General features: G+C 62.5%; 21 protein-coding genes. 14 read left to right on the forward strand and 7 right to left on the reverse strand.

The annotated features are described in order from the left end of the window. Positions 1-66 precede the first annotated feature (66 nt). From EK373_RS15545 to EK373_RS15580, 8 genes are all read left to right on the forward strand, one after another. Positions 67-1170, forward strand: coding sequence for a flavodoxin family protein (locus EK373_RS15545; protein ID WP_129644493.1), 1104 nt, complete (start codon positions 67-69; stop codon positions 1168-1170). Between the two features lie 103 nt (positions 1171-1273). Next, the gene (locus EK373_RS15550; protein ID WP_157994380.1) at positions 1274-2047 is read left to right on the forward strand and encodes an enoyl-CoA hydratase/isomerase family protein; all 774 of its coding nucleotides are present in this window, start codon (positions 1274-1276) and stop codon (positions 2045-2047) included. Between the two features lie 8 nt (positions 2048-2055). Next, positions 2056-2817 carry a coenzyme F420-0:L-glutamate ligase gene (gene cofE, locus EK373_RS15555; RefSeq protein WP_129644497.1) on the forward strand — a complete coding sequence of 254 codons (762 nt, stop codon included), beginning with the start codon at positions 2056-2058 and terminating at the stop codon, positions 2815-2817. Continuing rightward, positions 2814-3755: a 2-phospho-L-lactate transferase gene (cofD, locus tag EK373_RS15560; protein ID WP_129644499.1), complete on the forward strand. Its 942-nt coding sequence runs from the start codon at positions 2814-2816 to the stop codon at positions 3753-3755. Before cofE ends, cofD begins: the two co-directional genes overlap by 4 nt. 69 nt (positions 3756-3824) lie before the next feature. Continuing rightward, a complete protein-coding gene (locus tag EK373_RS15565) occupies positions 3825-4142 on the forward strand; it encodes a 2Fe-2S iron-sulfur cluster-binding protein (protein WP_129644501.1) in 318 nt (105 codons plus the stop codon). 21 nt (positions 4143-4163) lie between these two features. Then, positions 4164-5444: an NAD(P)/FAD-dependent oxidoreductase gene (locus EK373_RS15570; RefSeq protein WP_129644503.1), complete on the forward strand. Its 1281-nt coding sequence runs from the start codon at positions 4164-4166 to the stop codon at positions 5442-5444. Positions 5445-5616: 172 nt separating this feature from the next. Then, entirely contained in the window at positions 5617-6774 is a 1158-nt protein-coding gene (prpC, locus tag EK373_RS15575) for a bifunctional 2-methylcitrate synthase/citrate synthase (protein WP_129644505.1), read from the forward strand. 4 nt (positions 6775-6778) lie between these two features. Then, the gene (locus EK373_RS15580) at positions 6779-8233 is read left to right on the forward strand and encodes a bifunctional 2-methylcitrate dehydratase/aconitate hydratase (RefSeq protein ID WP_129644507.1); all 1455 of its coding nucleotides are present in this window, start codon (positions 6779-6781) and stop codon (positions 8231-8233) included. Between the two features lie 144 nt (positions 8234-8377). On the opposite strand, the gene EK373_RS15585 is transcribed toward EK373_RS15580, so the two are convergent. Further along, a complete protein-coding gene (locus EK373_RS15585) occupies positions 8378-9565 on the reverse strand; it encodes a hypothetical protein (RefSeq protein ID WP_129644509.1) in 1188 nt (395 codons plus the stop codon). Positions 9566-9796: 231 nt separating this feature from the next. On the opposite strand from EK373_RS15585, the gene EK373_RS15590 reads away from it, so the two are divergent. Genes EK373_RS15590 through EK373_RS33080 form a run of 3 tightly spaced genes read left to right on the forward strand, consistent with a single transcriptional unit; the run spans position 9797 to position 10829 of the window. Further along, positions 9797-10498: a VOC family protein gene (locus tag EK373_RS15590; RefSeq protein WP_129644511.1), complete on the forward strand. Its 702-nt coding sequence runs from the start codon at positions 9797-9799 to the stop codon at positions 10496-10498. After that, positions 10423-10659, forward strand: a complete 237-nt coding sequence (locus tag EK373_RS15595; protein WP_129644513.1) for a VOC family protein — start codon at positions 10423-10425, stop codon at positions 10657-10659. The genes EK373_RS15590 and EK373_RS15595 overlap by 76 nt, the downstream gene beginning before the upstream one ends. 14 nt (positions 10660-10673) lie before the next feature. Beyond that, the gene (locus tag EK373_RS33080; protein ID WP_157994382.1) at positions 10674-10829 is read left to right on the forward strand and encodes a hypothetical protein; all 156 of its coding nucleotides are present in this window, start codon (positions 10674-10676) and stop codon (positions 10827-10829) included. Between the two features lie 4 nt (positions 10830-10833). Here the strand turns inward: EK373_RS33080 and EK373_RS15600 are convergent, their stop codons facing one another. The 3 genes from EK373_RS15600 to EK373_RS15610 form a co-directional block, all read right to left on the reverse strand. Continuing rightward, on the reverse strand, positions 10834-11757 hold the full coding sequence (locus EK373_RS15600) for a S1/P1 nuclease (RefSeq protein ID WP_129644515.1): 924 nt from the start codon (positions 11755-11757) through the stop codon (positions 10834-10836). Between the two features lie 99 nt (positions 11758-11856). Beyond that, positions 11857-13137 (reverse strand): glycerophosphodiester phosphodiesterase family protein, encoded by a 1281-nt coding sequence (locus EK373_RS15605; protein WP_129644517.1) that lies wholly within the window; start codon positions 13135-13137, stop codon positions 11857-11859. A gap of 183 nt (positions 13138-13320) precedes the next feature. Beyond that, on the reverse strand, positions 13321-13539 hold the full coding sequence (locus EK373_RS15610) for a DUF3562 domain-containing protein (protein WP_129644519.1): 219 nt from the start codon (positions 13537-13539) through the stop codon (positions 13321-13323). Between the two features lie 341 nt (positions 13540-13880). Between EK373_RS15610 and EK373_RS34015 the strand changes: the two genes are divergently transcribed. Beyond that, positions 13881-15602, forward strand: coding sequence for a methyl-accepting chemotaxis protein (locus EK373_RS34015; protein ID WP_129644521.1), 1722 nt, complete (start codon positions 13881-13883; stop codon positions 15600-15602). A 6-nt stretch (positions 15603-15608) separates the two neighbouring features. Here EK373_RS34015 and EK373_RS15620 read toward each other — a convergent pair whose 3' ends face one another. The 3 genes from EK373_RS15620 to EK373_RS15630 all read right to left on the reverse strand — a co-directional run bounded on the left by EK373_RS15620 (position 15609) and on the right by EK373_RS15630 (position 21324). Next, on the reverse strand, positions 15609-17798 hold the full coding sequence (locus tag EK373_RS15620; protein WP_129644523.1) for a sensor histidine kinase: 2190 nt from the start codon (positions 17796-17798) through the stop codon (positions 15609-15611). A 401-nt stretch (positions 17799-18199) separates the two neighbouring features. Next, positions 18200-20539: a putative bifunctional diguanylate cyclase/phosphodiesterase gene (locus EK373_RS15625; protein ID WP_232831125.1), complete on the reverse strand. Its 2340-nt coding sequence runs from the start codon at positions 20537-20539 to the stop codon at positions 18200-18202. 155 nt (positions 20540-20694) lie between these two features. Then, a complete protein-coding gene (locus EK373_RS15630) occupies positions 20695-21324 on the reverse strand; it encodes a response regulator transcription factor (protein WP_198683374.1) in 630 nt (209 codons plus the stop codon). Between the two features lie 318 nt (positions 21325-21642). Here EK373_RS15630 and EK373_RS15635 point away from each other — a divergent pair, with 318 nt between their 5' ends. Further along, positions 21643-25275 (forward strand): response regulator, encoded by a 3633-nt coding sequence (locus tag EK373_RS15635; RefSeq protein WP_198683375.1) that lies wholly within the window; start codon positions 21643-21645, stop codon positions 25273-25275. Between the two features lie 4 nt (positions 25276-25279). Then, positions 25280-26164: a CheR family methyltransferase gene (locus tag EK373_RS15640; RefSeq protein ID WP_129644531.1), complete on the forward strand. Its 885-nt coding sequence runs from the start codon at positions 25280-25282 to the stop codon at positions 26162-26164. Positions 26165-26186 lie beyond the last annotated feature (22 nt).

Below are 26186 nucleotides of genomic sequence, written 5' to 3' on the forward strand. Positions count from 1 at the left end.
TTCGATCGTGCCGTCCGCACCGTCGGTAATTCTGGAACACCCTCGTCAAGGGCAGCGTTGTTCTGCGTGCCCTCATCCAACGACAAGTGCGCCAAGCCTGCTGTGCCCGAGCCGAGAAAACTCGGCGTGTCGGCCCAGATCGACCAGGACACCTTCCGAACGCGCTTCCGTCAGCGCTTTTACGATCCCGCCTTCGAAGGCTCGATGGCGCAGATCGATGCGCTGGCAGAGCTTGCCTGGGAGGCATATCACGAGGGCCGCAAAGCGCCTCGCACCCGCGCGGCCGGTCCGGAGTTCGAGAATCCCGAATATCAGCTCTCCGAGCAATGGCTGCAGGCGCGCGATGAAATTCGCAAAGCGCAGCGCGTGCACGAGGATGCGAAGGGCCCGGCTCGGATACTGCTGATCAACGGCGCGGCGCGCCACGAGCAGACCTGTCCGGGCGAGGTGTCGAAGAGCTATCGCTTGTGTCAGGAGGCGGAGCAAACGTTGGTGGCCGAGCGAACGATCGTCGATCTGCTCGATCTGAGTCATCTGACGGCCGAGTACGGCCGCGTGATCTATCCGTGCAAGGCTTGTGTCGCGACCGCGATGCCGCTGTGTCATTGGCCGTGCTCGTGCTACCCCAATCATTCGCTCGGTCAGCTCAACGATTGGATGAACGAGATCTATCCGCGCTGGGTGGCCGCCCATGGCGTGATGATCGTGACGCCGGTGTACTGGTATCAAGCGCCGTCGCCGTTGAAGCTGATGATCGATCGCCTGGTGTGCGCCGACGGCGGCAACCCGGATCCCACGCGCACTGACGGAAAGAATGCGAAGAAGGCGAAAGCCATCGAGCTGGAGGGCTGGGACTATCCGCGACACCTCAAAGGACGCGCGTTCTCGACGGTCGTGCACGGCGATGCCGTCGGTGCCGAAACGTTACGTCGCAATCTGCACGACTGGCTGTGTGACATGGAGCTCGTGCCGGCCGGGGGCGACGCGAATATCGATCGCTATATTGGTTACTACGAGCCGTATGCGACCAGCCACGTGGCGCTCGACAAGGACCAAGCGATTCAGCAGGAAGTTCGCAATGCAGCCCGTCTGTTGCTGCAGACGGTGACTCGGGTGCGAACGGCCGGGCCGCCGAAGGACGACGGCGTGCGCGATCCCCGCCCAAAGTAGCGGCCTGTTCAATATAGGAAACAGGCTTTAGCTCCAGCAGGCCATGCGGTTGCATGGGAGGCGGCTTCGCGCCATCCTGCCGCGCAGTCCAACGGAGACCTCAATGAGCGAAGTCCTATACGAAGAGCGCGGCCGGGTCGCGATCGTCACGCTGAATCGCGCCGATGCACTCAACACGTTCACTCAGCAGATGCGCATCGGCATCATCGATGCGTTCAAGAAAATCGCGGCCGCTGCGCACATTCGCGCCGCAGTCCTGACCGGCGCAGGGCGCGGTTTCAGCGCCGGCGCCGATCTCAACAGCTTGCCGCCTTCCGGCGAGCAGGTGGCCGCGATGCTGGAAAAGGAGTTCGGTCCGGGCATTCTCGCTATCGCCGAGCTGCCGAAGCCCGTTATCGGCGCGGTGAACGGTTTCGCCAGCGGCATCGGCGCCGGCTATGCGCTCGCCTGCGACATGCTGGTGATGGGCGAGAAATCGTTCCTGCAATTGCCTTTTGCGAAAATCGGCCTGGTGCCCGACGGCGGTCTCACCTGGCAATTCGCCCAGCGTGTCGGCGCGCGGCACGCGTTTGAACTGGCGCTCATCGGCGACCGCGTTCCGGCAGCTCGTTGTGTCGAACTGGGCCTGGCGAATCGAGTGGTGCCGGATGCCGAGCTGATCAACGAAACGTTGGCGCTCGCCGAGAAGTTGGCCGACGCGGCGCCATTGGCCTTGGCGGGCACGAAGCAACTGCTTCGTCGAGCGCACGCGTTGGACCTCGCCGGCGCCATCCGCGAAGAAGGAGCGATCCAGAAAGTTTGCATCGACAGCCAGGACTTCCGCGAGGGCGTGAAAGCGTTCTTCGACAAGCGGCCGGCGCAGTTCACGGGCCGCTGATTCGGCCGGTGAAATCCGTCGTTTTCACTGCCCTGTCGGGATTGTCCGAAATCATCGCGGGGCAGGACCTGTCGCAGACGATTGCGACAGCCGTCGAAGGCGCGGGGTTGGCGCCCGCGCCGTTCGATGTGATCGTCGTCGCGCAGAAAATTGTTTCTAAAGCCGAAGGGCGCGTCGTCGACTTGCGCTCGATCACGCCGTCGGCCCGCGCTCTGGAGCTGGCGGCCCGAACTCGCAAGGACGCACGCTTGGTGGAAGTCGTGTTGTCGGAATCGCAGGAGGTGATGCGTGCCGTGCCCAATGTGCTGATCGTGCGCCATCGGCTCGGGTATGTGATGGCGAACGCAGGCGTCGATCGTTCGAACGTGCCAGGCGCCGCGCAGGACCAGGTGTTGTTGCTGCCTCGAGATCCGGACGCATCCGCCGAGCGTTTGCGGAATGAGCTGAGCAGCCGCTGGCAAGTCCCCGTGGCGGTGCTGATCAGCGACAGTTTTGGCCGGGCCTGGCGTAACGGCGTCGTAAATGTCGCCATCGGAGCGGCCGGACTGCCATCCATTATCGACCGTCGAGGCGAATATGACAGGGAAGGTCGCGCGCTGGAAATGACGGAGGTCGGCTTGGCCGACGCCCTCGCTGCCGGCGCCGCGTTGGTCATGGGTGAAGCTAACGAGGGAACTCCAGTGGTGATCGCACGAGGACTGCAATGGACAGCGAGTGAACGTAACGCAGCGGCGTTGCTGCGCTCCAAGGATCAGGATCTATTCCAATGACGCAGGTACTGGCGCTGTCAGGAGGGATCGGCGGGGCCAAGCTCGCCGTGGGTTTACAACGTGTGTTGTTTCCCGGGGAGCTCACCGTCGCGGTCAACACCGGCGACGATTTCGAACACCTTGGGCTGGCGATCTCGCCCGATCTCGACACCATGATCTATACATTGGCCGGCATGCAGAACCCGGAGCTGGGCTGGGGCCGCGCCAACGAGAGCTGGAATTTCATGGCGGAAATCGAGCGGCTGGGCGGCGAGCACTGGTTCCGGCTCGGCGACAAGGATCTGGCGGTCCACATCGAGCGCACCCGCCGCCTCAATGCTGGCGAAAAGCTGTCGGGTATCACTGCCGACTTCGCGCGCCACTTCGGCATCCTGGGCAAGGTGGTGCCAATGACGAACGACCTGGTGCGCACGATGGTGGTCACCGACGAGGGCACGCTGGATTTTCAGCACTACTTCGTCGGTCGGCGCTGCGAGCCGGCGGTCAAGGGACTGGCCTACGCCGGCGCGGCCGATGCGCAGCTGGTGCCCTTTGTGCAGGAGGCGGTGGAAGATCCGTCGCTGCAAGCCATCGTGATCTGCCCGTCGAATCCCTGGCTGAGCATCGGCCCGTTCCTGGAGATGCCCGCGTGGCGCCAGCTCCTGGTGGAAGCGACGGTGCCGGTAATTGCAGTATCGCCGCTGGTGAATGGTCAGGCGGTCAAGGGGCCGACAACCAAGATCATGAGCGAGCTGCAGCTCGAGCAGTCCTCGGCGACCATAGCGCGCTTCTATGAGGGCATCATCGACGGCCTCGTGCTCGACAGGTCGGAAGCGCACCTGGCGCCGCAAATCAGCATGGCCACGCACGTCACGGCGACGCTGATGAAGACAGCGACGGACAAGCAACGTCTGGCCCGGGAAGTGATGGACTTTGCCCGCTCGTTTAGCAAGTTGTAGGACGCTTCGGACCGCGAAATGGCACAATGCCGCCCGGTTTCGGGACGAGCATTGGGCTGGAGTATTTGAATGAGTATTCGGTTGAGCGTGGTGGACCGCAACGGCGGCGAGCACGAGGTGGAAACGGCGCCGGAAGGCTCTTTGATGGAAACGCTGCGCGAATTGGACTACGGCGTCAGCGCCATCTGCGGCGGCATGTGCTCGTGCGCCACCTGTCACGTTTATATCGCTCCGGAATGGCTCGCGAAGCTGCCCGATCGGCAGAGCGATGAAGGCGATCTGCTGGCCGAGCTGCAGTTCCGTCAGGACAACTCGCGGCTGTCGTGCCAGATTCAGTTGCAGCAGGAACACGACGGTCTGCGCCTGACGCTCGCTCCCGAAGAATGATTCGAGTTCCGCATTTAGCTCATGTCCGACACGCACACTGAAGATCACATCTATATCGTTGGCGCGGGCCACGCCGGCGGCGAGCTTGCGTTCGCGTTACGTCAACAAGGTTATGCCGGTCCGTTGACGATCGTCGGCGACGAATCTCATCTGCCGTATCAACGGCCGCCGCTGTCGAAAGCCTATCTGAAAGGCGAGTGCGAGGCGACGTCGCTGTACCTGCGGCAGCTGGCCGCGTATGAGAAAGCAAACATCAGCTTGGTATTGAGCCGCCGGGTCGAGCGTATCGACCGCGCGAACAAGAAGCTGGTGTTCGACGACGGCCGCGAAGTCACCTATTCGAAGCTTGCGCTGGCGACTGGCGGACGCGCGCGTCGCATGACCATCAACGATGCAGCTCGCGCCGAGCGGACCAGCAACTTCCGTTATCTGCGCAACATCGATGACGTGATGGCGATTCGCGCGCGCTTTGAAGCCGGGCAGCGCCTTGTCGTTATTGGCGGTGGTTACGTTGGGTTGGAAGTTGCTGCTTCGGCAATCGCGCGCGGCGTGAAAGTCACCGTGCTCGAGGCGCTGCCTCGCGTGTTGGCGCGCGTCACGGCGCCGCAGATGTCTCAGTTCTATGAAAAGGTGCACCGTGACGCTGGCGTCGATCTGCGCACCAACATCGAAGTCACGGGTCTGGAATTCAATGCCGCTGGCGATGCGGTTACAGCGGTTCACTGCACCGGCGGCGTGGTGATTCCTGCTGATTTCGTCGTTGTCGGCATCGGCTTGTTGCCCAACACCGAAGTGGCGCAGGCGGCGGGCCTGGATGTCGACAACGGCATAGTGGTCAACGAGTACGCCGTCACCTCCGATCCGGACATCGTCGCTGCGGGCGACTGCACGAATCATCCGAGCGTGTTCTGCGGCCGGCGCATTCGTCTGGAGTCGGTGCCGAATGCGGTCGAACAGGCTCGCGTCGCTGCAGCTTCGCTCGCCGGCAAACCGAAGGCCTATGACTCGGTGCCGTGGTTCTGGTCCGACCAATACGATCTGAAATTGCAAATGACGGGGCTGTCGCAAGGCTACGATCAGTTCGTGCTGCGCGGTTCGATGGAGAACAAGTCGTTCGCCGCCTTCTATCTGAAGCAGGGCCGGCTGATCGCTGTCGACGCCGTCAATCGTGCGCAGGAATTCATGGTCGCCAAGCGCATGGTCGTAGCGTGTAAACCGTTCGACCCCGCGGTGCTCGCCGATGAGTCGGTGCCGCTGAAGACCCTTGCCGGGCCTGTACAGGCCGCCGCGCCCCAAGCCTGATATTTGCGCCCGCCGCTGACCCGTCGGGGTCAGCGGCTTCGGGAAGACCCCATTGTTCGCAAGGACGCTGTGCTGGCCTTGTGGCAAAGTGGCGGCGGCGCTTCGGCGCGCTGCTGCCGAAGGGAAAAATTTTAGGGCAAATCGCCATCTCAATCCTTTTTGGGGGCTCGCGATGACCGAAGCAACTTCGACCACCGGCTTCAAACCGAAGAAGTCCGTCGCACTGTCCGGCGTCACCGCCGGAAATACCGCGCTGTGTACCGTCGGACGCAGCGGCAACGATCTGCACTATCGCGGTTATGACATCCTCGATATCGCCAACAGCTGCGAGTTCGAGGAAATCGCGTACCTGCTGATTCACGGCAAATTGCCGAATCACGCCGAGCTCGCCAGTTACAAAGCCAAGCTGTCACGTTTGCGCGGTTTGCCTGCGGCTGTCAAAGCCGTGCTCGAGCAATTGCCCGCGGCGGCGCATCCGATGGATGTAATGCGAACTGGCGTGTCGACGCTGGGCTGTGTGCTGCCTGAGCCCGAACATCACAGCGCGGCCGCGGCTCGTGACATTGCCGATCGGCTCATCGCCAGCCTCGGCTCCATGCTCGCGTATTGGTATCACTACAGTCATCACGGCCGTCGCATCGACGTGGACACCGGTGACGATTCGATCGGCGGGCATTTCCTGCACTTGTTGCACCAGGAAACGCCGTCGCGCGAGTGGGTGCACGCGATGCATACATCGCTCATCCTCTATGCCGAGCATGAGTTCAATGCGTCGACGTTCACGGCGCGCGTCATAGCGGGCACCGGTTCGGATATGTATTCCGCGATCACCGGCGCGATCGGCGCACTGCGCGGTCCGAAGCATGGCGGTGCGAATGAAGTCGCGTTCGAAATCCAGCAGCGCTACGACTCGCCCGAGCAGGCCGACGAAGACATCCGCAAGCGGGTGGGGAACAAGGAAGTGATCATCGGCTTCGGCCATCCGGTCTATACGATCTCCGATCCGCGCAATGAGGTCATCAAGGAAGTCGCACGCACGCTGGCACAGGATGCGGGCGACACCAAGATGTTCGATATCGCGGCGCGGCTGGAACAGACGATGAAAGAGATCAAGAACATGTTCCCGAACCTGGACTGGTACTCGGCGGTGTCGTATCACCTGATGGGCGTGCCGACCTCCATGTTTACTCCGCTGTTCGTCATCGCTCGCACGACTGGCTGGGCCGCGCACGTCATCGAACAGCGCGAGGACGGCAAGATCATCCGGCCGAGCGCGAACTACGTCGGGCCGGAGAACCTCGAGTTCGTGCCGCTCGACCAGAGGAAATGAACAGATGGCGCATCACGATCTCAAATCGGCAGAACGTCCGGCCCCGGACGAGATATTGCAGGCGATTGCCGATTACGCGCTGTCGTATCAGGTCGACAGCGAGGCCGCTTACGAGACCGCGTATTACTGCTTGATGGATACGTTGGCCTGCGGCTTCCAGGCCCTGCAGTATCCGGCGTGCACTAAGTTGTTGGGGCCGGTGGTGCCTGGAGCGGTGATGCCGGGTGGATCGCGAGTGCCAGGTACGAGCTATGAGCTCGACCCGGTGCAGGCGGCGTTCAACATCGGCGCGATGGTTCGCTGGCTCGATTTCAACGACACCTGGCTGGCGGCGGAATGGGGACATCCATCCGACAATCTCGGCGGCATTCTCGCGGTCGCGGATTACATGGCGCGGCGCAGTGGCGCACAGGGCAAGGTGTCGCTGAGGGTGAGAGATGTGCTCACCGCCATGATCAAGGCGCATGAGATTCAGGGCGTGGGCGCGCTGGAGAATAGTTTCAATCGCGTTGGATTGGATCACGTATTGCTGGTGCGGCTCGCCTCTACGGCGGTGACGACCGCGATGCTCGGCGGCTCGCGAGAGCAGGTGATCAACGCAGTCTCGAACGCGTTCGTCGATGGCGGCGCGTTGCGCACCTATCGTCACGCCCCGAACACCGGGTCCCGAAAGAGCTGGGCGGCGGGGGATGCGACCAGCCGGGCGGTGAGGCATGCGTTGATGGCGATGGCGGATGAGATGGGATATCCGTCGGCGGTCACGGCGTCGACGTGGGGTTTCCAGGATGTGCTGATGAAAGGCAAGCCGCTGTCGTTCCCGCAGGCCTTCGGCAGCTACGTGATGGAAAACATCCTGTTCAAGATTTCCTTCCCGGCGGAATTCCACGGCCAGACGGCGGTGGAGGCGGCGATGAAGCTGCATCCGCAGGTGAAGCGCCACATCGACGATATCGAGCGCGTTGTGATCGAGACGCAGGAATCGGGCGTGCGAATCATCGATAAGACGGGCCCGCTCGATAATCCCGCGGATCGCGATCATTGCATTCAGTACATGGTCGCGATTGCACTGATCTTCGGTCGGCTCTCAGCATCCGACTACGAGGACGCGACGGCAAGCGATCCGCGCATCGATGCGTTACGAGAGAAGATGGTCGTGAGCGAGAATACGAGCTTCACGGAGGAGTACTACGCGCCGGATAAGCGATACATCGGCAACGCGGTGCAAGTGTTCTTCAGGGACGGCACCAGGACCGAGCGGGTGCAGGTCGATGTTCCGCTAGGTCACCGCACGCGTCGGGCAGAGGGCATGCCGGTGCTCGTGCAGAAATTCGAAGCCTCCGTAGCCGCGCACTTTTCGCCGAAGCAAACCGAGGCAATCAAAGCGATGTTTGCCGATCGGGGGAGGCTGGAGAAGATGCCGGTGCAGGAGTTCGTGGCGGGGTTGGTGAAAAACAAGTGAGTGCCGCGGCGCCGTCCCGCTCTGGCCAGAGAGCTTGTGAATGATTCGCGCGGCCCGATCGCCGACTCGCACGTTTCAGGCCTGGCTCGTTCGGTAGTTGCGGGGAAGCATCGGTATTGGACAAACGAAATGCGCAGGCGCACGTCAGAAGATCGCCCCGAGCAGAAAAGTCGCAAAGTCATCGAGCGAGAACATCGTCAACAGCAGCGGCAGGAAGGGTGTGGCTGAGATCGCGGCAAGTCTCATTACGTCCTTGATGTCGAACGGCAGTAGGCGTGTTTCTCGAACGACGCTGTAGCTGTTACCAAGATCGGCGAGCGACTGGATATCGCCGCTGCCGAGCAGGGGCTCGCCTTGCGGAGCGCCGCCCTCCACCCACTTCTGGTTAAACTCATCAGAGTACCGATTGACCAACCGACCAAAGTGACGCAATGCCTTGCGCTTGGCCCGCAGCAGTTGAGGCGTGAATACCGTGAGCGGAATGAGAGTCACGAGCAGGAAAAAGAAGAGGAAGCTGAGAATCTCCACTTTGAAGTCCAGCAGATTCCGGCCCCCGTACAGAATCTGACTCGCGATCAGCCCGGCAGCCACTGCGCCCTGGGCCAGCAGAACGAGTGAGAAGGCGTAGAGACTCTCGCTCAGGAAACCCAGTCCAGCCGCCCGATCCGCATGGCTGGCGAGGAGGCGCAGCTGCAGCCGCGACACCCGCCATAGAAACCAGAACCACAGAACGAAGCGAAAATACCAACGCATCAGCATGAACTGGAAGATCGGCACGCTGACAAAGGCATGCCAGTACCCGGCCGGCGTGAGCTGAATCTGCGCTCCATCCTGACTGGCATACCAACTGGTCGTATGCAGCGCGATCTCATTGCGCCAGATCCAATGTCCGACGGCGTAGACGAGCACGATCAGCGCCAGCTCGATGATGGGCGAGTTGCGCAGACGCAGGGTCGAATCGATCGCTGCGCGAAACTCAGGCATCTGTTCCGACAAGATCAGCCCTCGTTCCACGAACTGGCTCACCACATGATGAATGCGACGGTGCACGACGAGCTCCGCCGCGATCAGCAGCGGCAGCGCAATCAGGAATCGAACGTGCGTCTCGATGTCGTCGGCAAAGGCGATCGAGACATCATCCCCGAGGGCATCTCCGCGCAGTGCAGACAACACCAATAGCGGGAGCCACGCGATGCCCGTAACGACGATCATCCGCCGATGCAACAGTTCCAGCGCATTGCCCGACAGATGCGTGCGCAGGAATATTTGGAACAGCGGACCGCCGAGCACCAGGGAGAAATCGGGTCGCGATTCGAGTATCGGCGTGCTCATGCGCCATCATGTTCCGACGATCGACACGTGGGTACAGTACGTGCCAGGGGACAGGCTGCGTGGAGAACTAGTGATCGGCGGAAGTAATTCGGGCAACTGCCGTTCACTCGATACGTACGGCGTTCGAACGCCCAACGCACTTCCCCAAGGACGAATGGCACGGAGCATCGAAGGCGTTAAGACTTTTCGCACCAAGTCCTGCCGGCCCGGCAGTGAAGCCCTCTATCTACGATGCGTGCATGGTCAGGCACTCTTGCTGTCGCGCTCTGCGCAATTGTGGCTGCGTGTACCTCGACAACGCGCCTCGATACGTCGACGCTCTCATTCTCGCAGGACCCGCTCATCGGCAAGGTCGTATGGAACGACCTCATCACGAACGATCTCGCTGCGGTTCGCGCTTTTTATAGCGGCTTGTTCGGTTGGACTTACGACGACGCCGGCAGCCGGCATGGACACAAGTATCTGATTGCCAGGGCGGGCAATATCTACGTTGGCGGACTTCTCGAAGTCGATGAGCGCGCCGACGGCAAGCCGATGTCTCGATGGCTCCCGTACGTCTCTGTCGATGACGTCGACGCCGCGGTCCAGCGCACGAAAGCGGAAGGCGGGCGAGTGGCAGTGCCGCCGACGAAGGTGAATCTCGGGCGCGTCGCCGCAATCATCGATCCCGAAGGAGCTGTCATCGGTTTTGCTCGCAGCCGTATCGGTGATCCTGATGATACGAGCACCGCGCCAGCCCTCGGTCGCATCGTGTGGACCGAGCTGTTAGCGAACGATCCGACACAGGCAGCTAAGTTCTATGCGGCAGTCGTCGGTTACGAGCCGCTCACGGCCGCGAGGCGCGGCGGCGAATATACATGGCTTACGCAGGGGGTACGCGGCGTGCGGGTCTCTTCGAGAACCCTTCCAGCGAGGCCGAGCCGGTGTGGCTGACTTTTTTCGCTGTTGATGATCCGGTTGCGGCGGCTGAGCGTGTGCGGACGCTCGGAGGGAGAGTCGTGCTCCCACCGTCGCCGACCTTGCGCGACAACACGATCGCGGTCGTCACCGATCCTGCCGGTGCGATCCTGGTCCTGCAGAAGTTTCCGATGTGAAGCGGAGTTCTTCCATGCGCCAGTTCGTGCGAAAAATCTCTGTTTGTGCGCTCGTCGCGACGATGCTGTCGCTCGGCGGATGCAGCGGCAACGTCGGTGTCGGCGTCAGCGTCGGCGTGCCGATCGGGAATCACGGGTATATGAGTGTCGGCACGAGTCGGTGGCGGTGAACTTTCAGCGCTCGTGACGAAATGCCCAACGCAACACCTCGGTGAGTCGATAGCCCGCCAGCGTCAGTCGCTGCTCGGCCACTTCCAGGGATTCATCGAGATAACGTTGGGGCTGCTCCGTTGCAGTTTTGGCGGAATCGCTGGCTCGCAGATCGGGGCCGTACGCCAGGGTGGCGGCGAGCTGATAGCTTTCCTTGGCCCATTCCGAAAATTCCGTGGCGCTCTTGAACGGTTGCAGCGTGAACTGCGAGCGCGGGACGCGACTCATGAGATCTTCGGCGCGCTCGATGGCGAACTCGGGCTCGCCGTCGCGGCTGACCCGGTCGTCCCAGTACCAGTGCAGCGAGACCGGCTCCCGGGCGACAGGATCCAGCACGAACTGCAGGCTGCCGCCACGATCGCCTTCCGGAAAACGTTTCGATACTTGTGACACGCTGTGCAGCGGCTGATGGATGTCGCCGACCAGATGAAATATCCAGGCCAGCGCGACCGCTCGCTCGCCGGCGGAAGCGCGCGAATCGGACGCGACGCTCAGACTCAGCGCGAACGCTTCATACGCGGCACCCTGCGGCACATCTTCCGGCAGCTTCGCCGGCGGCGACGATTTGTCGACGATGGGCCGCGACCAGTAGTGCCAGGTTGGATGATCGTGAATGCTGCCGCGGGTGTCGTCCGGCCAGCGGGCCAGCTCGAGGAACATGCGACGACCGCGTTCCTCGCCCTTGGCCCGGCCGATAGCCACTTCGAAGGCGCCGCGATCCGGATGTTTCTCGGCCAGCGCGACCACTCGATCGACGATCCGTCGGTCTTGCGCATTCAGTTCGTCATAAGCAATCGCTGCGCTGACCATATGTCCCGGGCGAGACCAGGCCAGGGCCGTCGAACAGGGGAGGGTGACAGCAAGCAGCAGGGCGAGGAATGGCTTCATTGCGGATCCCGTGACGACAAACAAGACGCGGCGATTGTAAGCCTGTCACGGGCAGCACCGGCGGCCCCGGCGCCGCCGGAATCAGTTTCTCACCAGGGATTACTTCAATCCCATGCAGTTTGCGTAGTAGGTCACGGTCGCCGGCCAGTCGGAGAAGATGCCGATGACGCCGACCTTGCGAGCGAGCACGTCCAGCGCCTTGTACATGTCGCTGTCTTTCTTCAGCGCGCGACCGGTCGGATCGAAGGCGTAGTAGAAGCCCGCGCCAACGCCGCCGTTGCGCAGGTCCGCACGCTCGAACGACCAGGTGATGATGTCGAAGCCGAGGCTCTTGATGTCGAGCGCGTATTGCGACGGCACGATCTCGTCGTTGCTGTTCACCGCGAGCAACACGCCGATCGGCGGAGCGATGATCTTCACGCCCTGCTTCTTGAGCTGCTTCAGCTGTTCGAACGTCAGGCGCGGGAAGTTGGGCGACGACGGATCGACGTCATCCAGATACACCGCCTGCTGGCCGAAGCGCGGCTCCCGCTTGATCCAGTACAGAACGTCGCGGATATCGAACGACTGCGGGTACACGTCCTTCGGATGCACCCCCGCGGCTTTGAACTCGTCGATCATCGCCTGCGCGTAGCCTTCCTGGCCGCCGAACACGGTCTGCAGGCGCTGCGGATTGCCGGCCTTCAGTTCCGGAGTGTGCTTGACGCCGAGCTTCTTGTTCAGCGCGATGCTCTCACGCAGCGTGAGCAGGGTGCCTCGGCTGCTGTAGAGATCGGTGCGGAACGAGGCGGTGCCGCCGAGATAGCCTTTCGAGGTGGTGGCGTTCGGGTTGGATGCGTCCATCTTGCCCTTCAGCGTCTTGAACTGAGCGAGTGTGATGTCACTGGCGCAGCACTTGGGGCTGGAGCCCGGGCCGGACCACGGCGCCGTGCAGGAGGCGTTCAATTCTGTGTCGACGATGTTGGTGGTGGTGTGCAGATCGCACTCGTCGTGACGGCACACCAGTTCGCCGTCCTTGGTGAAAGTCACATCGCACTCGACCACGCCCGCGCCCTGGCGCGCACCGGCTTCATACGCTTCCTTGGTGTGCTCCGGGAATTGCAGCGGCGCGCCGCGATGCGCGATGGAGAAATTGGACTTGTAGAACGGGCCGGCCTTGCAGCTCTGCAGCTTGTCCTTCAGGCGGCTGTCGTCGAGACCGTCGATCAGGAAGAACGGGCGGTCGCCGAGCTGCACGGATGTGCGTCCCGGGAAGCCCCTGTCGTCATGGCGATCGCCGTAACCATCGTCGCCGCGGCCGTAATCGCCGGCGAGCGAGGCAAAGGAACAAAGCGCAGCTAGCAAAGCCGCGGGCGCGGCCAACTGCAAAGGGTGTGGCATCGAACTCTCCTGCGAATGAGATAGGGAGTCCGGCGCCACATCTTGGTGGTTAACTTAATGGGCGCTCGAACGGCCTAGAGATACGCCGGCGAAGTTCAATGCAGGTTGCGATTCGATGATCGCTCGATGACAACCGGAGAATCCGGCTGTCGACCGGTCCCGAAATGGAACCGGGGGACGAAATCAGCTGTTGGTACGTTCCGCGTGCAGCGTATTGCGCACGAGCCGGGTCGCGATGACCGAAACGAAGGTCTTGACTCGAGCCTGAGAATTCAGGCGTGCATGTTCGATCTCGTAGAGTTCGCGCACATGCTCGACCGGGGTATCGCTCTCCTTGGCGAGAGCTTCGATGGCTTGTTGCTGTTTGGCCGGATCACCTGCGTTATTGCGCAAGACGGTCATGATCCCTCCAGGTGTGTAGAAGCGAGTTCATCGGCGGAGCGCATGTTAGCCGCAGTCCCCGCCGTTACCGTTAACTTCGCCGTGCCTGCGCCATTTTGGTGCAAGGGCTGAATAAGCTTTTATTGTGGTGTCAGTCACTTGCACCGCCTTGCTGGCGGATTGCCGACAACCTGTCACATTCGCGGAACGCGCCATTTGCGCAAGTCAAGCAATAAGTTTCCGGTGGTAAGGCTTACGCTGGGCTCAGGCGGTCCCCGAATCCCCCGATGACCTGTCAAGGTCCGCCCCCCGCGACCGATAAGACTAGCTAAGCAGAACTGCGCACATTGTTTGGAGTTGTCGTGGGCTTGTCGAGTCTCAGCATCAATACACGGCTGACCGTGGCGTTTTCGGTCGTCGTCGCCATCCTGATCGCGCTGATCGGGGTTGCGACCATGAGTCAGAACAAGCAGGTCGAAGCCCAGCGCAGCAACATTCGCACCTATGACGTCATCGAGCAGATCAATGGCTTGAGCGATGCGCTGATCAATATGGAAACCGGGGCGCGCGGCTTCCTGATCGCCGGCGTCGATTCGTTTCTGGAGCCGCTGAACCAGGGCCGCAGGGAATTCGACGAACATTTCGAGAGCGCCCAGGCGCTGGCCCGCGACGAGCGGGTGAAAGAAAAGCTCGAGGCGCTGCGCGCGGCCCAACAAGATTGGCTGACGCACGCCATCGAGCCGGCGATCGGCTTGCGACGCGAAGTGACCACCGGCGATGCGACCATGGCGGATATCGTCGCGCTCGAGCGCGAGGCTCGCGGCAAGAAGGGCATGGACGCCATGCGCGTGATGCTCGATGAGATCGGGCACATCCAGCAGAGCGTGCTGAAGGAGCGGGCCGCGGCGGCTGAAGAGGCGCGAATGTTCGCCAATTCGGCATTGGTGGGCGGCGGCGCGCTCGCCGTGATCCTGTCGATCGGGCTCGCTATTGCCATCGCGCGCAGCATCGTCAATCCGCTGCGTCAGGTGTTGCGGGCCACCGAAGACCTGCGCGCCGGCGATGGCGATCTCACTTATCAATTGCCGCCGATGAACGCCGAGTTCGGCGAGATCGCGCGTTCGCTCAATGGCTTCATCGACAAGCTGCACCGGATCATTGCGACGACCAAGTCGTTGTCGGCGTCCATGTCGAGCGGCGCTTTGCAGATCGCGCGCGGCAATGACGATCTCAATCAACGCACCCAGGAGCAGGCGGCTGCGCTGGAAGAAACTGCCTCGAGCATGGAAGAGATGACGGCGACGGTGAAACAGAACGCCGACAATGCGCGTCAGGCCAATCAGCTCTCCATCAACGCGCGGGCGCACGCCGAGAAAGGCGGGCAGGTCGTGCAGCGGACCGTGGGCGCGATGGACGAGATCAATGCCTCCAGTCGCAAGATCGCCGACATCATCGGTGTAATCGACGAGATCGCGTTCCAAACGAATCTGCTGGCGTTGAACGCGGCCGTCGAAGCGGCGCGAGCGGGCGAGCAGGGCCGGGGTTTCGCGGTCGTTGCCTCCGAAGTGCGCAGCCTCGCTCAGCGCAGCGCCAGCGCCGCCAAAGAGATCAAAGATCTGATCAATGACTCGGTCGACAAAGTGCGTACCGGCTCGGAGTTGGTCGACGAATCGGGCCGCACGCTCACCGACATCATGGAATCGGTGAAGCGCGTCAGCGATATCGTGGCCGAGATCGCCGCCGCCAGCGAAGAGCAGGCGCAGGGCATCGATCAAGTGAACAACGCCATCACGCAGATGGACTCGATGACGCAGCAGAACGCCGCGCTGGTCGAAGAGGCGTCAGCGGCCAGCAAGTCGCTCGAACAGCAAGGTCAGGGCCTGGTGGCCCAGGTCGGGCAGTTCCGTACTGCCGAGAATGTCACTTCGAACGTGTCGGCGCCGGTGGCCGCGGCGCGTCCGGCTGCAGTCGTCAAAACGATCAACAAACCCTCGCGCAAGCCGGCTGCGAAGTCCGCAGCGCGCGCCCCGGCGGCTGCCGCGCCGATGGCCAAGGCCAGCGGCGGCGATTGGCACGAATTCTAAACGACGCTAATCGGCGGTTACTCGCGCGTCGTTCCTGGTCGCTGCCGACTGTGGCAGCGTGAAATAGAACGACGTGCCTTGGCCGACCACGCTGTTCGCCCAGATCCTGCCGCCGTAACGCTGCACGATGCGTGCAGCGGTGGCGAGGCCGATGCCGACGCCCGGGAACTCGGACATCGTGTGCATGCGGCGGAACGGCTCGAATAAATGTTGGGCGAAGTTCATGTCGAAGCCCACGCCGTTGTCCCGGACCACGAACGCCGGGCCGCATTTGTCTTCCTTGCGCGCCAGGGTCACCGAAGGCTCGGCGGTGCGCGTCGTATATTTCCAGGCATTGCTCAAGAGGTTGACCAGCAGGCTGCGCATCAAGCGCGGGTCGGCGCATATCGGCGGGCCGCAATCGATAGCGAAACGCACGCGATGACCCGGGTATTGCTGCTGCAATTCCTGGATCACCTCGGCCGCGACCGCGTTCAGGTCGATAGGCTTGCGCACCAGCTCGATCTTGGTCAGCTGGGCGAGGCCCAGCATGCCGTCGATCACATCGTTCATTCGTCGCACCGACGCTTCGATGCGCTCCATGCGATGGCTTGCTTCTTCATCGGGGTGTTGCGCGATCGCATCGCGCAGCATGCCGCAGTGGCCCGACATCGCATTCAACGGCGCTCGCAAATCGTGCGCGGCCGACGCGGTGAACTCCTCCAGATCGCGGTTGGCGAACGTCAGTTGCTGATTCATGGCCTGCAGCTCCCGAGTGCGTTCCTCCACCCGCCGCTCCAGCGACGCGGTGTGTCGCTCGATATCTTCGCGGAGCAAGGCCTGTTGGAGCGCAATCGCGAGCTGGTCGGCAATGCTGTGCGCCGCCTGCACGTGCTCGTCGCTGAACCACTGCGCGTGGCCGTCGATCAGTTCCAGCATGCCGAGCAGATGTTGTTCGCCACGCAGCGGCAGTCCGACATAGGAAGCAACGCCGGCCCGACGCAGCTCATCGAACAGCTCAGCCTTGGAGTCCACAATGCGCAGGTCGCCCAGCCGGATGGTTTGGTCAGAGCCGACATCGCGCAGCGCCTCTTCATAGCTGGCGACCGAATGCACGCGCGGGATGAAGTTTGTGGAGCCGCAAGTGCCCGCAGCCAGCAGCCGATGCGCGCTGGAGTTCCGATCGAACACGATCAGGCTGGCGCCGGCGCACGGAATGATCCGGCGCAGATGATCGAGCGCCTTGCCGGCGATCTCGCGAGTGGAGCGCATGCCGAGGATGGCGCGGTCCAGCTCGGCAACGGCCTCGACCCGGCGCAGGTGAGCGAGCAGCGCATGGTCGCTACGCCGGACGATTTGCGAGTTCCACCACACCAGCAGGGAGAAACCCAGCATGTTGAGAGCGGTGAACATCGCAAGCCCGATGTCGCCGTCGTAAATGCCGCCCTGCTGACCTTGCAGCAGCAGCCAGCCGACGATGACCGGAAGCAGGATCGCTGCCGGCAGCAAGCGGCGTAGTTCCGCACCTGCCCGATCCGGTGCAATGACCTGGCCGGCCAGCACGAAACGTGGATGGACGGTCAGCGTGGCCAAGGTGAGCAGCAACAAACCGAGCGCTGTATGCAATGCCACGACCGAGAAGCCGGGCAATGAATACAGCGACGCCGCTTGATAGGCATAGCCGAGGACCATGATGAGCGAGCTCACCATGACGAGCAGCACCGTCAGCTCCATTGCCAGCCACAGGCGCGTCAGCCGGGCGGGCCAGGGCAGCGCCGCGATGGTGAACAGGCTGAAACTGATCGCGGAGATCGGCGACATGCGCCACGGAAACACCGAAATATGATTCGGGGGATCATGAGGGACCAGCAACCGGTCTATGCCGACCGGCGCGCGCAGCACATAACTGAGCAGCGTCGTGCTGGCGACCAGCAGTAACAAAGCGGCTGCCGCTGGCTGAATGCGGATCAACAAACGGCTCAACATTCCAACGTTCGGACGCGAGTGCGCGGCCAGGCCGGCAAGCGACATGCCGCCGAGTATGAAACAAAGCGCGGTATTCGGCTTCAGCGTGCCCAGTCCGGGCACGAGAATCTGAAATATTGGTTGGGACAGCCACCAGCCGATCAGCGCGGTGGCGCCGACGGCGACGCAAAGGATGGCGACGGCGCGAGCAAACGATATCAAGGCCAGCGGCGGGCCGGGCGGTGCTGCCATCACGGCGGCCGGAGTCGGTGAGGAAATGTTATGTTTGTTGTTCAGGGGAGGTCCTCGTCGCGCGCCTGGGTCCGGTTCGGCTTCGCTGCACCCTGGATTGTGCGATCAGTCTAAATAGCCCACTCACTACGCGGAGTCCGCATCTATACGCACCTCCGCGTAAGGGGCCAGGGTGATGGTGATTCACCTGCTGCACAAGCGTCCTAAGGAACAATCGGCGGCTCGCCCACGCAGCGGAGTTTTTGCTGATTTGTATGTGCAGCTTACTGTGCTTGCGCAGCAAATGGATACACTGCCGCAGCCTGGGCGTGCTGACGCGAGAATCCGAATGAGGGTTCCTCGGCAGCGGAAGGCAACTACGCCGACGAGGTCATGCAGATGTTCCTTCGTGCGATCCTGCGCTAGGCGGCCGGCGCCTGAACCTGGTCTGCCACGCGCTCCAGCGCCCGCGCTTTCATTGTTTCGGTGAAACGGCGCATTTCGCCCATCTGTTCTAACAGCGCGCGGCATTGGTTCGCCGGAACCGGTTTGCTGAAGTGATAGCCTTGGCCGCGATGGCACCCCATCTCGCGCAGGCAGTCCAGCTGCTCTGCAGTCTCGATGCCTTCGGCGATGGTGTCGATGCCGAGCTGCTTCGCCATGGCCAGCACGCCGCGCACGATGGCTGCATCGCTCGGATCGACGGTAATGTTTCTGACGAACGCCTGATCGATCTTTACCGCGTCGATGGGCAGATGCTTCAGATAGCTCAGGTTCGAGAAGCCGGTGCCGAAGTCATCCAGGTAGACCTTCGAGCCTGCCTGGCGCAACGTGTCGATCATGGCCACGCTCTTGGTCGAGTTCTGCAGCCACGCCGACTCCGTGACTTCGAACGAGAGCCATTTGGGATCGAGCCCGTGCTGTAGCGCCAGTTCGTGACAACGCGCCGGAAAGTCGGCGCGCTCGAACTGTAATGGTGCAACGTTGACGGCTACCGGCACCAGCGGCACGGCGGCTCGCTGCCATTCAGCCAGTTGTTCGATGACCCTTCTTAGAATCTGCTCGCCCAGCGGCACGATCAGGCCGCTCTTTTCCGCGACCGGAATGAAGCGCCCCGGCGAAACGACGCCCAGCTCCGGATGCCGCCAGCGCGCCAGCGCTTCGAAGGACGTGAGCCGGCCGCTCTGCAGATCCACCAGCGGCTGGAATTCCAGATAGATCTGCTCGCTGCCGATCGCCCGGCGCAGCGCCTGTTCGATCGCGACATGCTCGCTCAGCTCGGTGTTCATTTTCGCGTCGAACAGCTGGAAGTTGTCGCGGCCCAGCTCCTTGGCCCGATACAAAGCGATATCGGCGTGTTTCAACAGCGCTTCGGCGTCGGCGCCATCGTGCGGATAGACCGCGACGCCGATGCTCGCCGTCATGGAAACCGTTGCATCGTGCAGCGGAATGGGCTCTCGCAGAGTGGTGAGCAGCCGGCTCGCCAACGCACGAATCTCGAGCATGCCGTTCAACGTCGGCGCGACGACCACGAATTCGTCGCCGCCGGAACGGATGACGATGTCGGCGGGCCGGGTCGCAGCCTGCACCCGCTGCGCGACGATCTTGATCAACTGATCGCCGATGCCATGGCAGCGCGACTCGTTGATATGTTTGAAATGATCCAGGTCGACATATAACAATGTCAGCGGGCGGCCGGCTGCAGCGGCTTCCTGCAATAGCTCCGGCAGGCGCTTGCGCAGGTGCACCCGATTCGGCAGCGCGGTCAACGAATCGTGCTCGCCGACATGGTCCAGCGTCTGTCGATGGCGCTGTTCGGCTTCGGTCTGCAGCCGCCAGCTTTGTTTGAGCCGCAGGACCAGGCAGGTCAGCGATCCGGCGCAGGCGACCAGCACCAGCGCGATCGCGCCGATCAGCATGAACGTAGTGCGACGGCCGAGTGTCCCGATATCCCGTTTGCTCGGCGCGCTCAGCATCGCGACCGGTTGTCCGTGCATGTCTCGCAACAGCGCGTAGCTCATCGCATGTTCGTCGTCGACGTTGGTGGCAAAGATCGGCGGCGCGTCGGCGGTCGCTATCCAACGGCGCACGTCGGCGGGCAGTTCGGCGCGCTCCAGCGCAGCGTGGCCGATCCGCGTCATGACCGCAGGCAGCTGGCTGGTTTGCCCGATACGCATGATCTCGTCCGGGTCGAAGTAGCGCACGAATAGTAGGAACGCGCCGGTCGGATCGCTCTTGTCGGAGCGGTTGATCTCGATCATGGAGAACGCGACCGGGCCTCGCGGGGTGTCGACGATGCGTTCGACCGGGGCGCGGTCACGCCAGTCGTGGGGCTCGTCGCGCAGATGAAGGAACAGTCGCAGCAGATCCGGCGGCGCGGGGTATCGCAGCCGGCGCTGGCGTTCCAGCAACTCGGCGGAGAACACCAGCTCGCCGCGAGCATTCAGGATCCCGACCATGTCGACTTCCATGCCGGCCAGGGAGTAGGGCGTGAAATTCACGTCGACGAAGTCCTGAGTGGGATGCTGGATGTATCGGTACATCTGATCCCACTGAGCGTAGTCGCGGGCGCTGATCGCGAGCTGGCTCAGGTCGGCGTCCACCGCCTGCACGAGCTGCTCGGCCTTGCGCAGGGTTTGAGCGTTTTCGATGGCGTCGAACCGGCTTACAAACAGTTTTGCGGCCACGGCCAGCGTCAGGGCGAGCACGGTGCAAGCCGAGAGGAAGCCGATCAGGAGTTTGGTGCGCGAGCCGGAGACCACTTGGATGGGAGTCGAAGCCAGAGAACGAGCGAACGCGCGTGATTCAACATCACATCCGTCCGCACGGCGGCATAGGAGTCCACAATCCAAACGGATTGAGGGAACGCCTCATCGGGCGACGAGGTCTTCGCTGTCCGGCCGGGCAGCGTGCGGCCTTAAGCGTGGCCGACGCCGGACTGGATGATCATGTGCATGCGGACCAGATGGGCCAGCGAGTGGGCGCCCATCTTGTCCATGATGTTGCCGCGATGGACTTCGACGGTGCGTTCGCTCAGCCCCAGATCCAGGGCAATGACTTTATTGGCGCGCCCATCCACCACCAGCTGTAGCACTTCCTTCTCACGAGCGCTGAGGGTGAGGAAACGGGAGCGGATATCTGCATGGCGGCGGATGCTCTCCCGGTTCTGCGCATCCTTCTTGACTGCCGCGTTGACCCGTTCGATCAGGTCCTGGTGCCGGACCGGCTTCTCCAGGAAATCGAAGGCGCCTTCCCGCATGGCTTCCACGACCATCGGGATGTCGGCGTGGTTGGTGATCAGGATCACCGGCAGGATGGAGCCGATGCGGATCAGGTGACGCTGCAGCTCGAGCCCGCTCATTTCGGGCAGGCGCACGTCCAGGATCAATGTGCCCGGCTGCGTGTGATCGAGCTTCTCCAGGAATTGCGAAGGTCGGCCGTAAGAAACCGCGACATGACCGGCGGCCTGCACGACCGCCGACAATACATCGCGGACCTCGTCGTCGTCATCCAAAATATGGACGACCGGGTGCGCTGTTTTATTCATCCCCACCTCTCCCTGATGTCCCCGTCTCGTCTGAAGCAGTGTACATCGCGCAGGAAAACTAGGCATCTAACGTAGTTAAGTTGTTGTTACTACCGTTGGGGCGGCAACGGGGCATGACATGCCAATGATCGGTGCAAAGCTGCAACCGACCCCGCTTTCGAATGCTGTAGGCGCGTTAACTACCGATTGCTAGCGGTGGCCACCGTAACTATCGTGCTGCGGCTTTCAGCTCGGGGCCGCTGCCGATGTTGCAACAGTTACTGGAACATGCACGCCAGCTCGTTTGGACAGACCGGGCTGCCTGACCCTGCTCTCAGGATGGATTCCAGCGCCACGGCTGGCACCGATCACTGGCCGCCGCCGTCGGCTGCCGCTCCCATAGAACCTGCCGGTCGCTCATGGCTACCCGTCGGTGTGCGCATCGGCGCCGGCTTCGGTGTGGCGCTGTTGTTGCTGGCGTTGTTCAGCGTAGCGGTCAATTCGCGGCTGAAGACGGTCAGTGAAGAACGACAGTGGGTACAACATTCGCTGGAAGTGCTCAGCAAGAATGAGCGCGCCATCGGCCTGATTCGCCAGGCCGAGGCATCGGCTCGCGGCTTCAAGTTGATCGGCGCCCCGGTATTCCGCGAACAGTTCGATGCCGCAGTCATCGACACCAGGCGCACGCTCGCCGACCTCAAACGGCTCACCGCCGACAACGCCATCCAGCAGCAGTCGATAGACACATTGCTGCCGGTCGTCTCACAGCGCTTCGAGTCCATGCGTCTGCTCTTCGATCCGCAGCGCTCGGATGCCGCGGCGATTGTGATGAGCGGCACGGGCATCATGGCGCGCATCGAAGAGCTGACTCGCGCCATCGATATAGAAGACCGCCGCTTGCTACAGGAACGGCGTGAGCGCGCCGCTGCGGAGGAACAAGTCACGCGGCAACTGATCCGCTACGGATCGATTGCGGTCGTGCTGCTCATCACACTGGTCGGCTGGCTGGTAACTCGCAGCATCCTGCGTCCGGTGGCGGCGTTGTCGGCCGGCGCGTCGCGAGTCGGTCGGGGTGAATATCAGCAAGCGGTGGCGGTGGCGCGCAACGACGAGCTGGGACGGCTCGCTGTGATGTTCAATCGCATGGCGGGGCAGATCGCTGCGCGCGAGCAGGCATTGTCCGAACAGGATTGGATGAACACCAGTCTGGCGCGCTTGTCACGCATGATGGAAGGCGCGCGCGATCCGGGCAAGCTGGGCGCAAAGATACTGTCCGAGCTGGCAGTCCTGCTCGGTGCGAGACAATCGCTCATCTATGTTCCCGAGAACGACAGTTCCGACAAGTTGGAGCTGCAGGCGAGCTACGCCAGCGAGAATGCGCCGAAGACCATCGTTCGCGGCCAGGGATTGATCGGTCAGTGCTTCCGCGATGCCAACGGGGTCGTGCTCGACAAAGTGCCGGAAGACTATCTGCGCATCGGCTCGGCGCTCGGCCATGCCAGTGCCGCGCAGGTCGTCGTCATGCCGGCGTGTTTCGAAGGCAAAGTCAAAGCCGTGCTGGAACTGGCCACCTTGACCAGCTTCTCTCCCGCACAACTCACGTTGCTCAGCCGATTCTGTGAGAGCTTCGGCACCGTGCTGCACGCCTTGCAGGCATCGCGCAGAACCGAGGAACTGCTGGAAGAGGCCACCGCGCTGTCGGAGAAGCTGCGCGAGCAGCAGCTCGAGCTGCAGCAGGCCAACATGGAAATGGAGCAGGTGAACGAGGAGCTGCAGCAGAGCAACGTCGAAATGGAAGAGAAGGCGACGGTGCTGCAGGAACAACGCGAAGCGCTCGAGCGCGCCCATACGGAAGTCGAAAAGGCCCGCACGGCCCTGGAAGAAAAAGTGCAGCAGCTGGCGCTCAGCTCCAAGTACAAGTCCGAGTTCCTCGCCAACATGTCGCACGAGCTGCGCACGCCGCTCAACAGTTTGCTGATCCTGTCGAAGATCCTCGCCGAGAACAACGAAGGCACGTTGACGCCCAAACAAGTCGAGCGGGCCGCCACCATCCATGGCGCGGGCAACGACTTGCTGGAGCTGATCAACGACATCCTCGACCTGGCGAAGATCGAGTCCGGCACGGTGACGGCCGATGCGGCGCCGGTGCGGATCGGTGAGATCACTCAGCAACTGCGCCAGGCGTTCGACCATGTCGCCGAGGACGCCCAGCTCAGATTCACGGTGGAGGTCGGCCCGGATGTGCCGGCGACGCTGGTGACCGATGGCCGGCGCCTGCAACAGATCCTGCGCAACCTGCTGTCGAACGCCTTCAAGTTTACTTCCAAGGGTGGAGTGACGCTCAAGATCGAGCGCGTGACTTCCGGGTGGTGCGGTCCTGTTTCCAACTTCGCCAACGCCGACGCCATCGTTGTATTCCGCGTCATCGATACGGGCATCGGCGTACCCGACGACCGTCGCGAGATCGTGTTCGAAGCCTTTCAGCAGGCGGATGCCGGAACTGCTCGCCGCTACGGCGGCACGGGACTGGGCCTGTCCATCAGTCGCGAGCTGAGCCGCTTGTTACAAGGCACGCTGACGTTGGAAAGCACGCCCGGCGTCGGCAGCACATTCTCGCTGTACCTACCCGCCGCACTGACGGTCGACGCGGCCGCCGTGAAAAGGCCCGAGCCGCCACAAGTTGCTCGCATTCCGCCCCGGGCTGCGGTGGAAGAATCGAAGCTCGTCGACAGCGATGCGCTCGGCGATGCGCCGGAGGCCGTCGACGACGATCGCTCCAACCTCGCGCCCGACGATCGCATTCTGCTGGTGATCGAGGATGACCGTAGTTTCTCTGCGGTGCTCGCCGACTTCGCGCGCGAGAAGGGATTCAAAGTAATCATCGAGCGCTCGGCACAAGACGCGATCCGCGCCGCGCGGCGCTTCAAACCGAGCGCCATCACGCTCGATCTGCTGCTCAGGGACAGCAATGGTTGGGCGGTGCTCGATCGCTTGAAGCACGACCCGGAGTTGCGGCACGTGCCGGTGCACGTGATCTCTGTGGACGATCAGCGTGAGCGCGCTCTGTTGCAAGGCGCGCTGACGTTCCTGCACAAACCCGTCACGCGCGAGATGTTGGATCGGGTGCTCGGCGAGACGCTGGCGTTGCTCGATAGTCCTACCCGCCGACTCTTGATCGTCGACGACGACAAGCGCCAGCGTGATGCAGTGGTCGAGCTGTTCAACGCCACGGATGTGGAGATCGTGGCAACGGCTACCGCGGCAGAGGCATTACAGGCGTTGGGCGAAGGTCGTTTCCACTGCATGATCGCGGATTTGATGCTGCCAGATATGAGCGGCGCCGACCTGATCGCGACCGTTCAGCGGCGGCTCGGGAAGAGCTCGCCGCCGGTTGTGATCTATACCGGCAAGCCATTGTCACGCACCGAAGAGACCGAGCTGCGCGCCGTCTCCGAGGCCATCATCATCAAGGATGCGAGCTCGCCCGAACGGCTACTCGATGAGACAGCGCTGCTGTTGCACTACCCGGCGGCGCGCTTGCCGGAGTCGCGGCAGCAATTATTGGAGCGAGCGCGCAAGGAAGATCCGGTGCTGCGCGGACGGAGCGTTCTGGTCGTGGACGACGACGTCCGCAACATCTTCGCCATCACGGCCGGGCTCGAAAGTCATCACATGCGTGTGCGCTATGCGGAGAGCGGCGCCGCTGCCATCGAGATCCTGCAGTCGCCGGAACATTTCGACGTAGTGCTGATGGACGTGATGATGCCCGAGATGGACGGCTTCGAGGCGATCCGCCGCATTCGCCGTTTCGAGCGACATGCGAACCTGCCCATCATTGTGCTCACCGCGAAGGCCATGGCGCGGGCGCGTGAGGAATGTTTGAAGTCGGGCGCGTCGGATTACCTGGCGAAGCCGGTCGATCTGGACCAGTTGCGCTCCATGCTGCGTGTGTGGCTGTACAAGCAGCGTTAGCGCAGTGAGTGCGTGCCTCGTCATGATGCCGGAGGAACAACCAACGTCGACCTTTGCCGTGATGGCGGACAATGGGCGGGGCGCCGGGCCGGACCTGCACCAGTTCCTGGACCGGTTGTTCGATCTGAGCGGGGTCGATCTGAGCGGTTATAGCAAGCGCGCCTTGCTGCGTCGCTTGCGCAGCCTGCTCAGCGGCGAGGGATTGTCGGGGCTCGGCGAGCTCTGCGAGCGCATCGGCAACGATCCGCGCTTTCTCGCGCACGTGCTCGATCGGCTGATGCTGCGGGTCACGACCATGTTTCGCGATCCGTCGTTCTTTCGTTTGTTTCGGGATCGGGTCGTGCCGCTGTTGCGGACGTATCCGTACCCCCGGCTGTGGGTAGCCGGTTGCTCCACCGGACAGGAGGCGTACTCGCTGGCGATTGTGCTGCGTGAAGAAGGCTTGTACGACCGCTGCCGGATTTACGCGACCGATCTCAACGAGGCGGTGCTCGAGAAGGCGCGCAGCGGCGTATTGCCGCTGGTCGCGCTAGATGAGTACGAGCAGAACTATCGCGCAGCCGGCGGCATCCGCGCGCTGTCCGATTACTACGTTCGAGGCGAGACGTCGGCCGTGCTCGATCCCGCCGTGCTGGATCGAATCGCCGTGTTTCGCCACGACCTGGCGCGCGACGCGTCGTTCAACGAATTTCACGTGATCTTCTGTCGCAACGTGCTGATGTATTTCGACGAGGCGTTGCGCTACCGCGTGCACCAGTTGTTCAGCGACAGCCTGGTGCGACTGGGATTTCTGGGGCTGGGCCAGAGTGAATCGCTGCACCTGAGCCGGCATGAATCGCAATATGAATTGCTGTCGCGACGCCACCGCTTGTATCGCAGGGTGGGCTGAGCGAGGTGACACGGGAGACTGC

It is taken from the genome of Peristeroidobacter agariperforans (assembly GCF_004138335.1).
In the GTDB taxonomy this organism is placed as follows: domain Bacteria; phylum Pseudomonadota; class Gammaproteobacteria; order Steroidobacterales; family Steroidobacteraceae; genus Steroidobacter; species Steroidobacter agariperforans.

Coding starts and splice junctions, on each gene's coding strand:
- EK373_RS15550 (WP_157994380.1), top strand. CDS start 1,274: ATGAGCGAAGTCCTATACGAAGAGCGCGGCCGGGTCGCGATCGTCACG.
- cofD (WP_129644499.1), top strand. CDS start 2,814: ATGACGCAGGTACTGGCGCTGTCAGGAGGGATCGGCGGGGCCAAGCTC.
- EK373_RS15565 (WP_129644501.1), top strand. CDS start 3,825: ATGAGTATTCGGTTGAGCGTGGTGGACCGCAACGGCGGCGAGCACGAG.
- EK373_RS15570 (WP_129644503.1), top strand. CDS start 4,164: ATGTCCGACACGCACACTGAAGATCACATCTATATCGTTGGCGCGGGC.
- prpC (WP_129644505.1), top strand. CDS start 5,617: ATGACCGAAGCAACTTCGACCACCGGCTTCAAACCGAAGAAGTCCGTC.
- EK373_RS15580 (WP_129644507.1), top strand. CDS start 6,779: ATGGCGCATCACGATCTCAAATCGGCAGAACGTCCGGCCCCGGACGAG.
- EK373_RS15585 (WP_129644509.1), bottom strand. CDS start 9,565: ATGAGCACGCCGATACTCGAATCGCGACCCGATTTCTCCCTGGTGCTC.
- EK373_RS15590 (WP_129644511.1), top strand. CDS start 9,797: ATGCGTGCATGGTCAGGCACTCTTGCTGTCGCGCTCTGCGCAATTGTG.
- EK373_RS15595 (WP_129644513.1), top strand. CDS start 10,423: ATGGCTTACGCAGGGGGTACGCGGCGTGCGGGTCTCTTCGAGAACCCT.
- EK373_RS33080 (WP_157994382.1), top strand. CDS start 10,674: ATGCGCCAGTTCGTGCGAAAAATCTCTGTTTGTGCGCTCGTCGCGACG.
- EK373_RS15600 (WP_129644515.1), bottom strand. CDS start 11,757: ATGAAGCCATTCCTCGCCCTGCTGCTTGCTGTCACCCTCCCCTGTTCG.
- EK373_RS15605 (WP_129644517.1), bottom strand. CDS start 13,137: ATGCCACACCCTTTGCAGTTGGCCGCGCCCGCGGCTTTGCTAGCTGCG.
- EK373_RS15610 (WP_129644519.1), bottom strand. CDS start 13,539: ATGACCGTCTTGCGCAATAACGCAGGTGATCCGGCCAAACAGCAACAA.
- EK373_RS15620 (WP_129644523.1), bottom strand. CDS start 17,798: ATGGCAGCACCGCCCGGCCCGCCGCTGGCCTTGATATCGTTTGCTCGC.
- EK373_RS15630 (WP_198683374.1), bottom strand. CDS start 21,324: ATGAATAAAACAGCGCACCCGGTCGTCCATATTTTGGATGACGACGAC.
- EK373_RS15635 (WP_198683375.1), top strand. CDS start 21,643: ATGGATTCCAGCGCCACGGCTGGCACCGATCACTGGCCGCCGCCGTCG.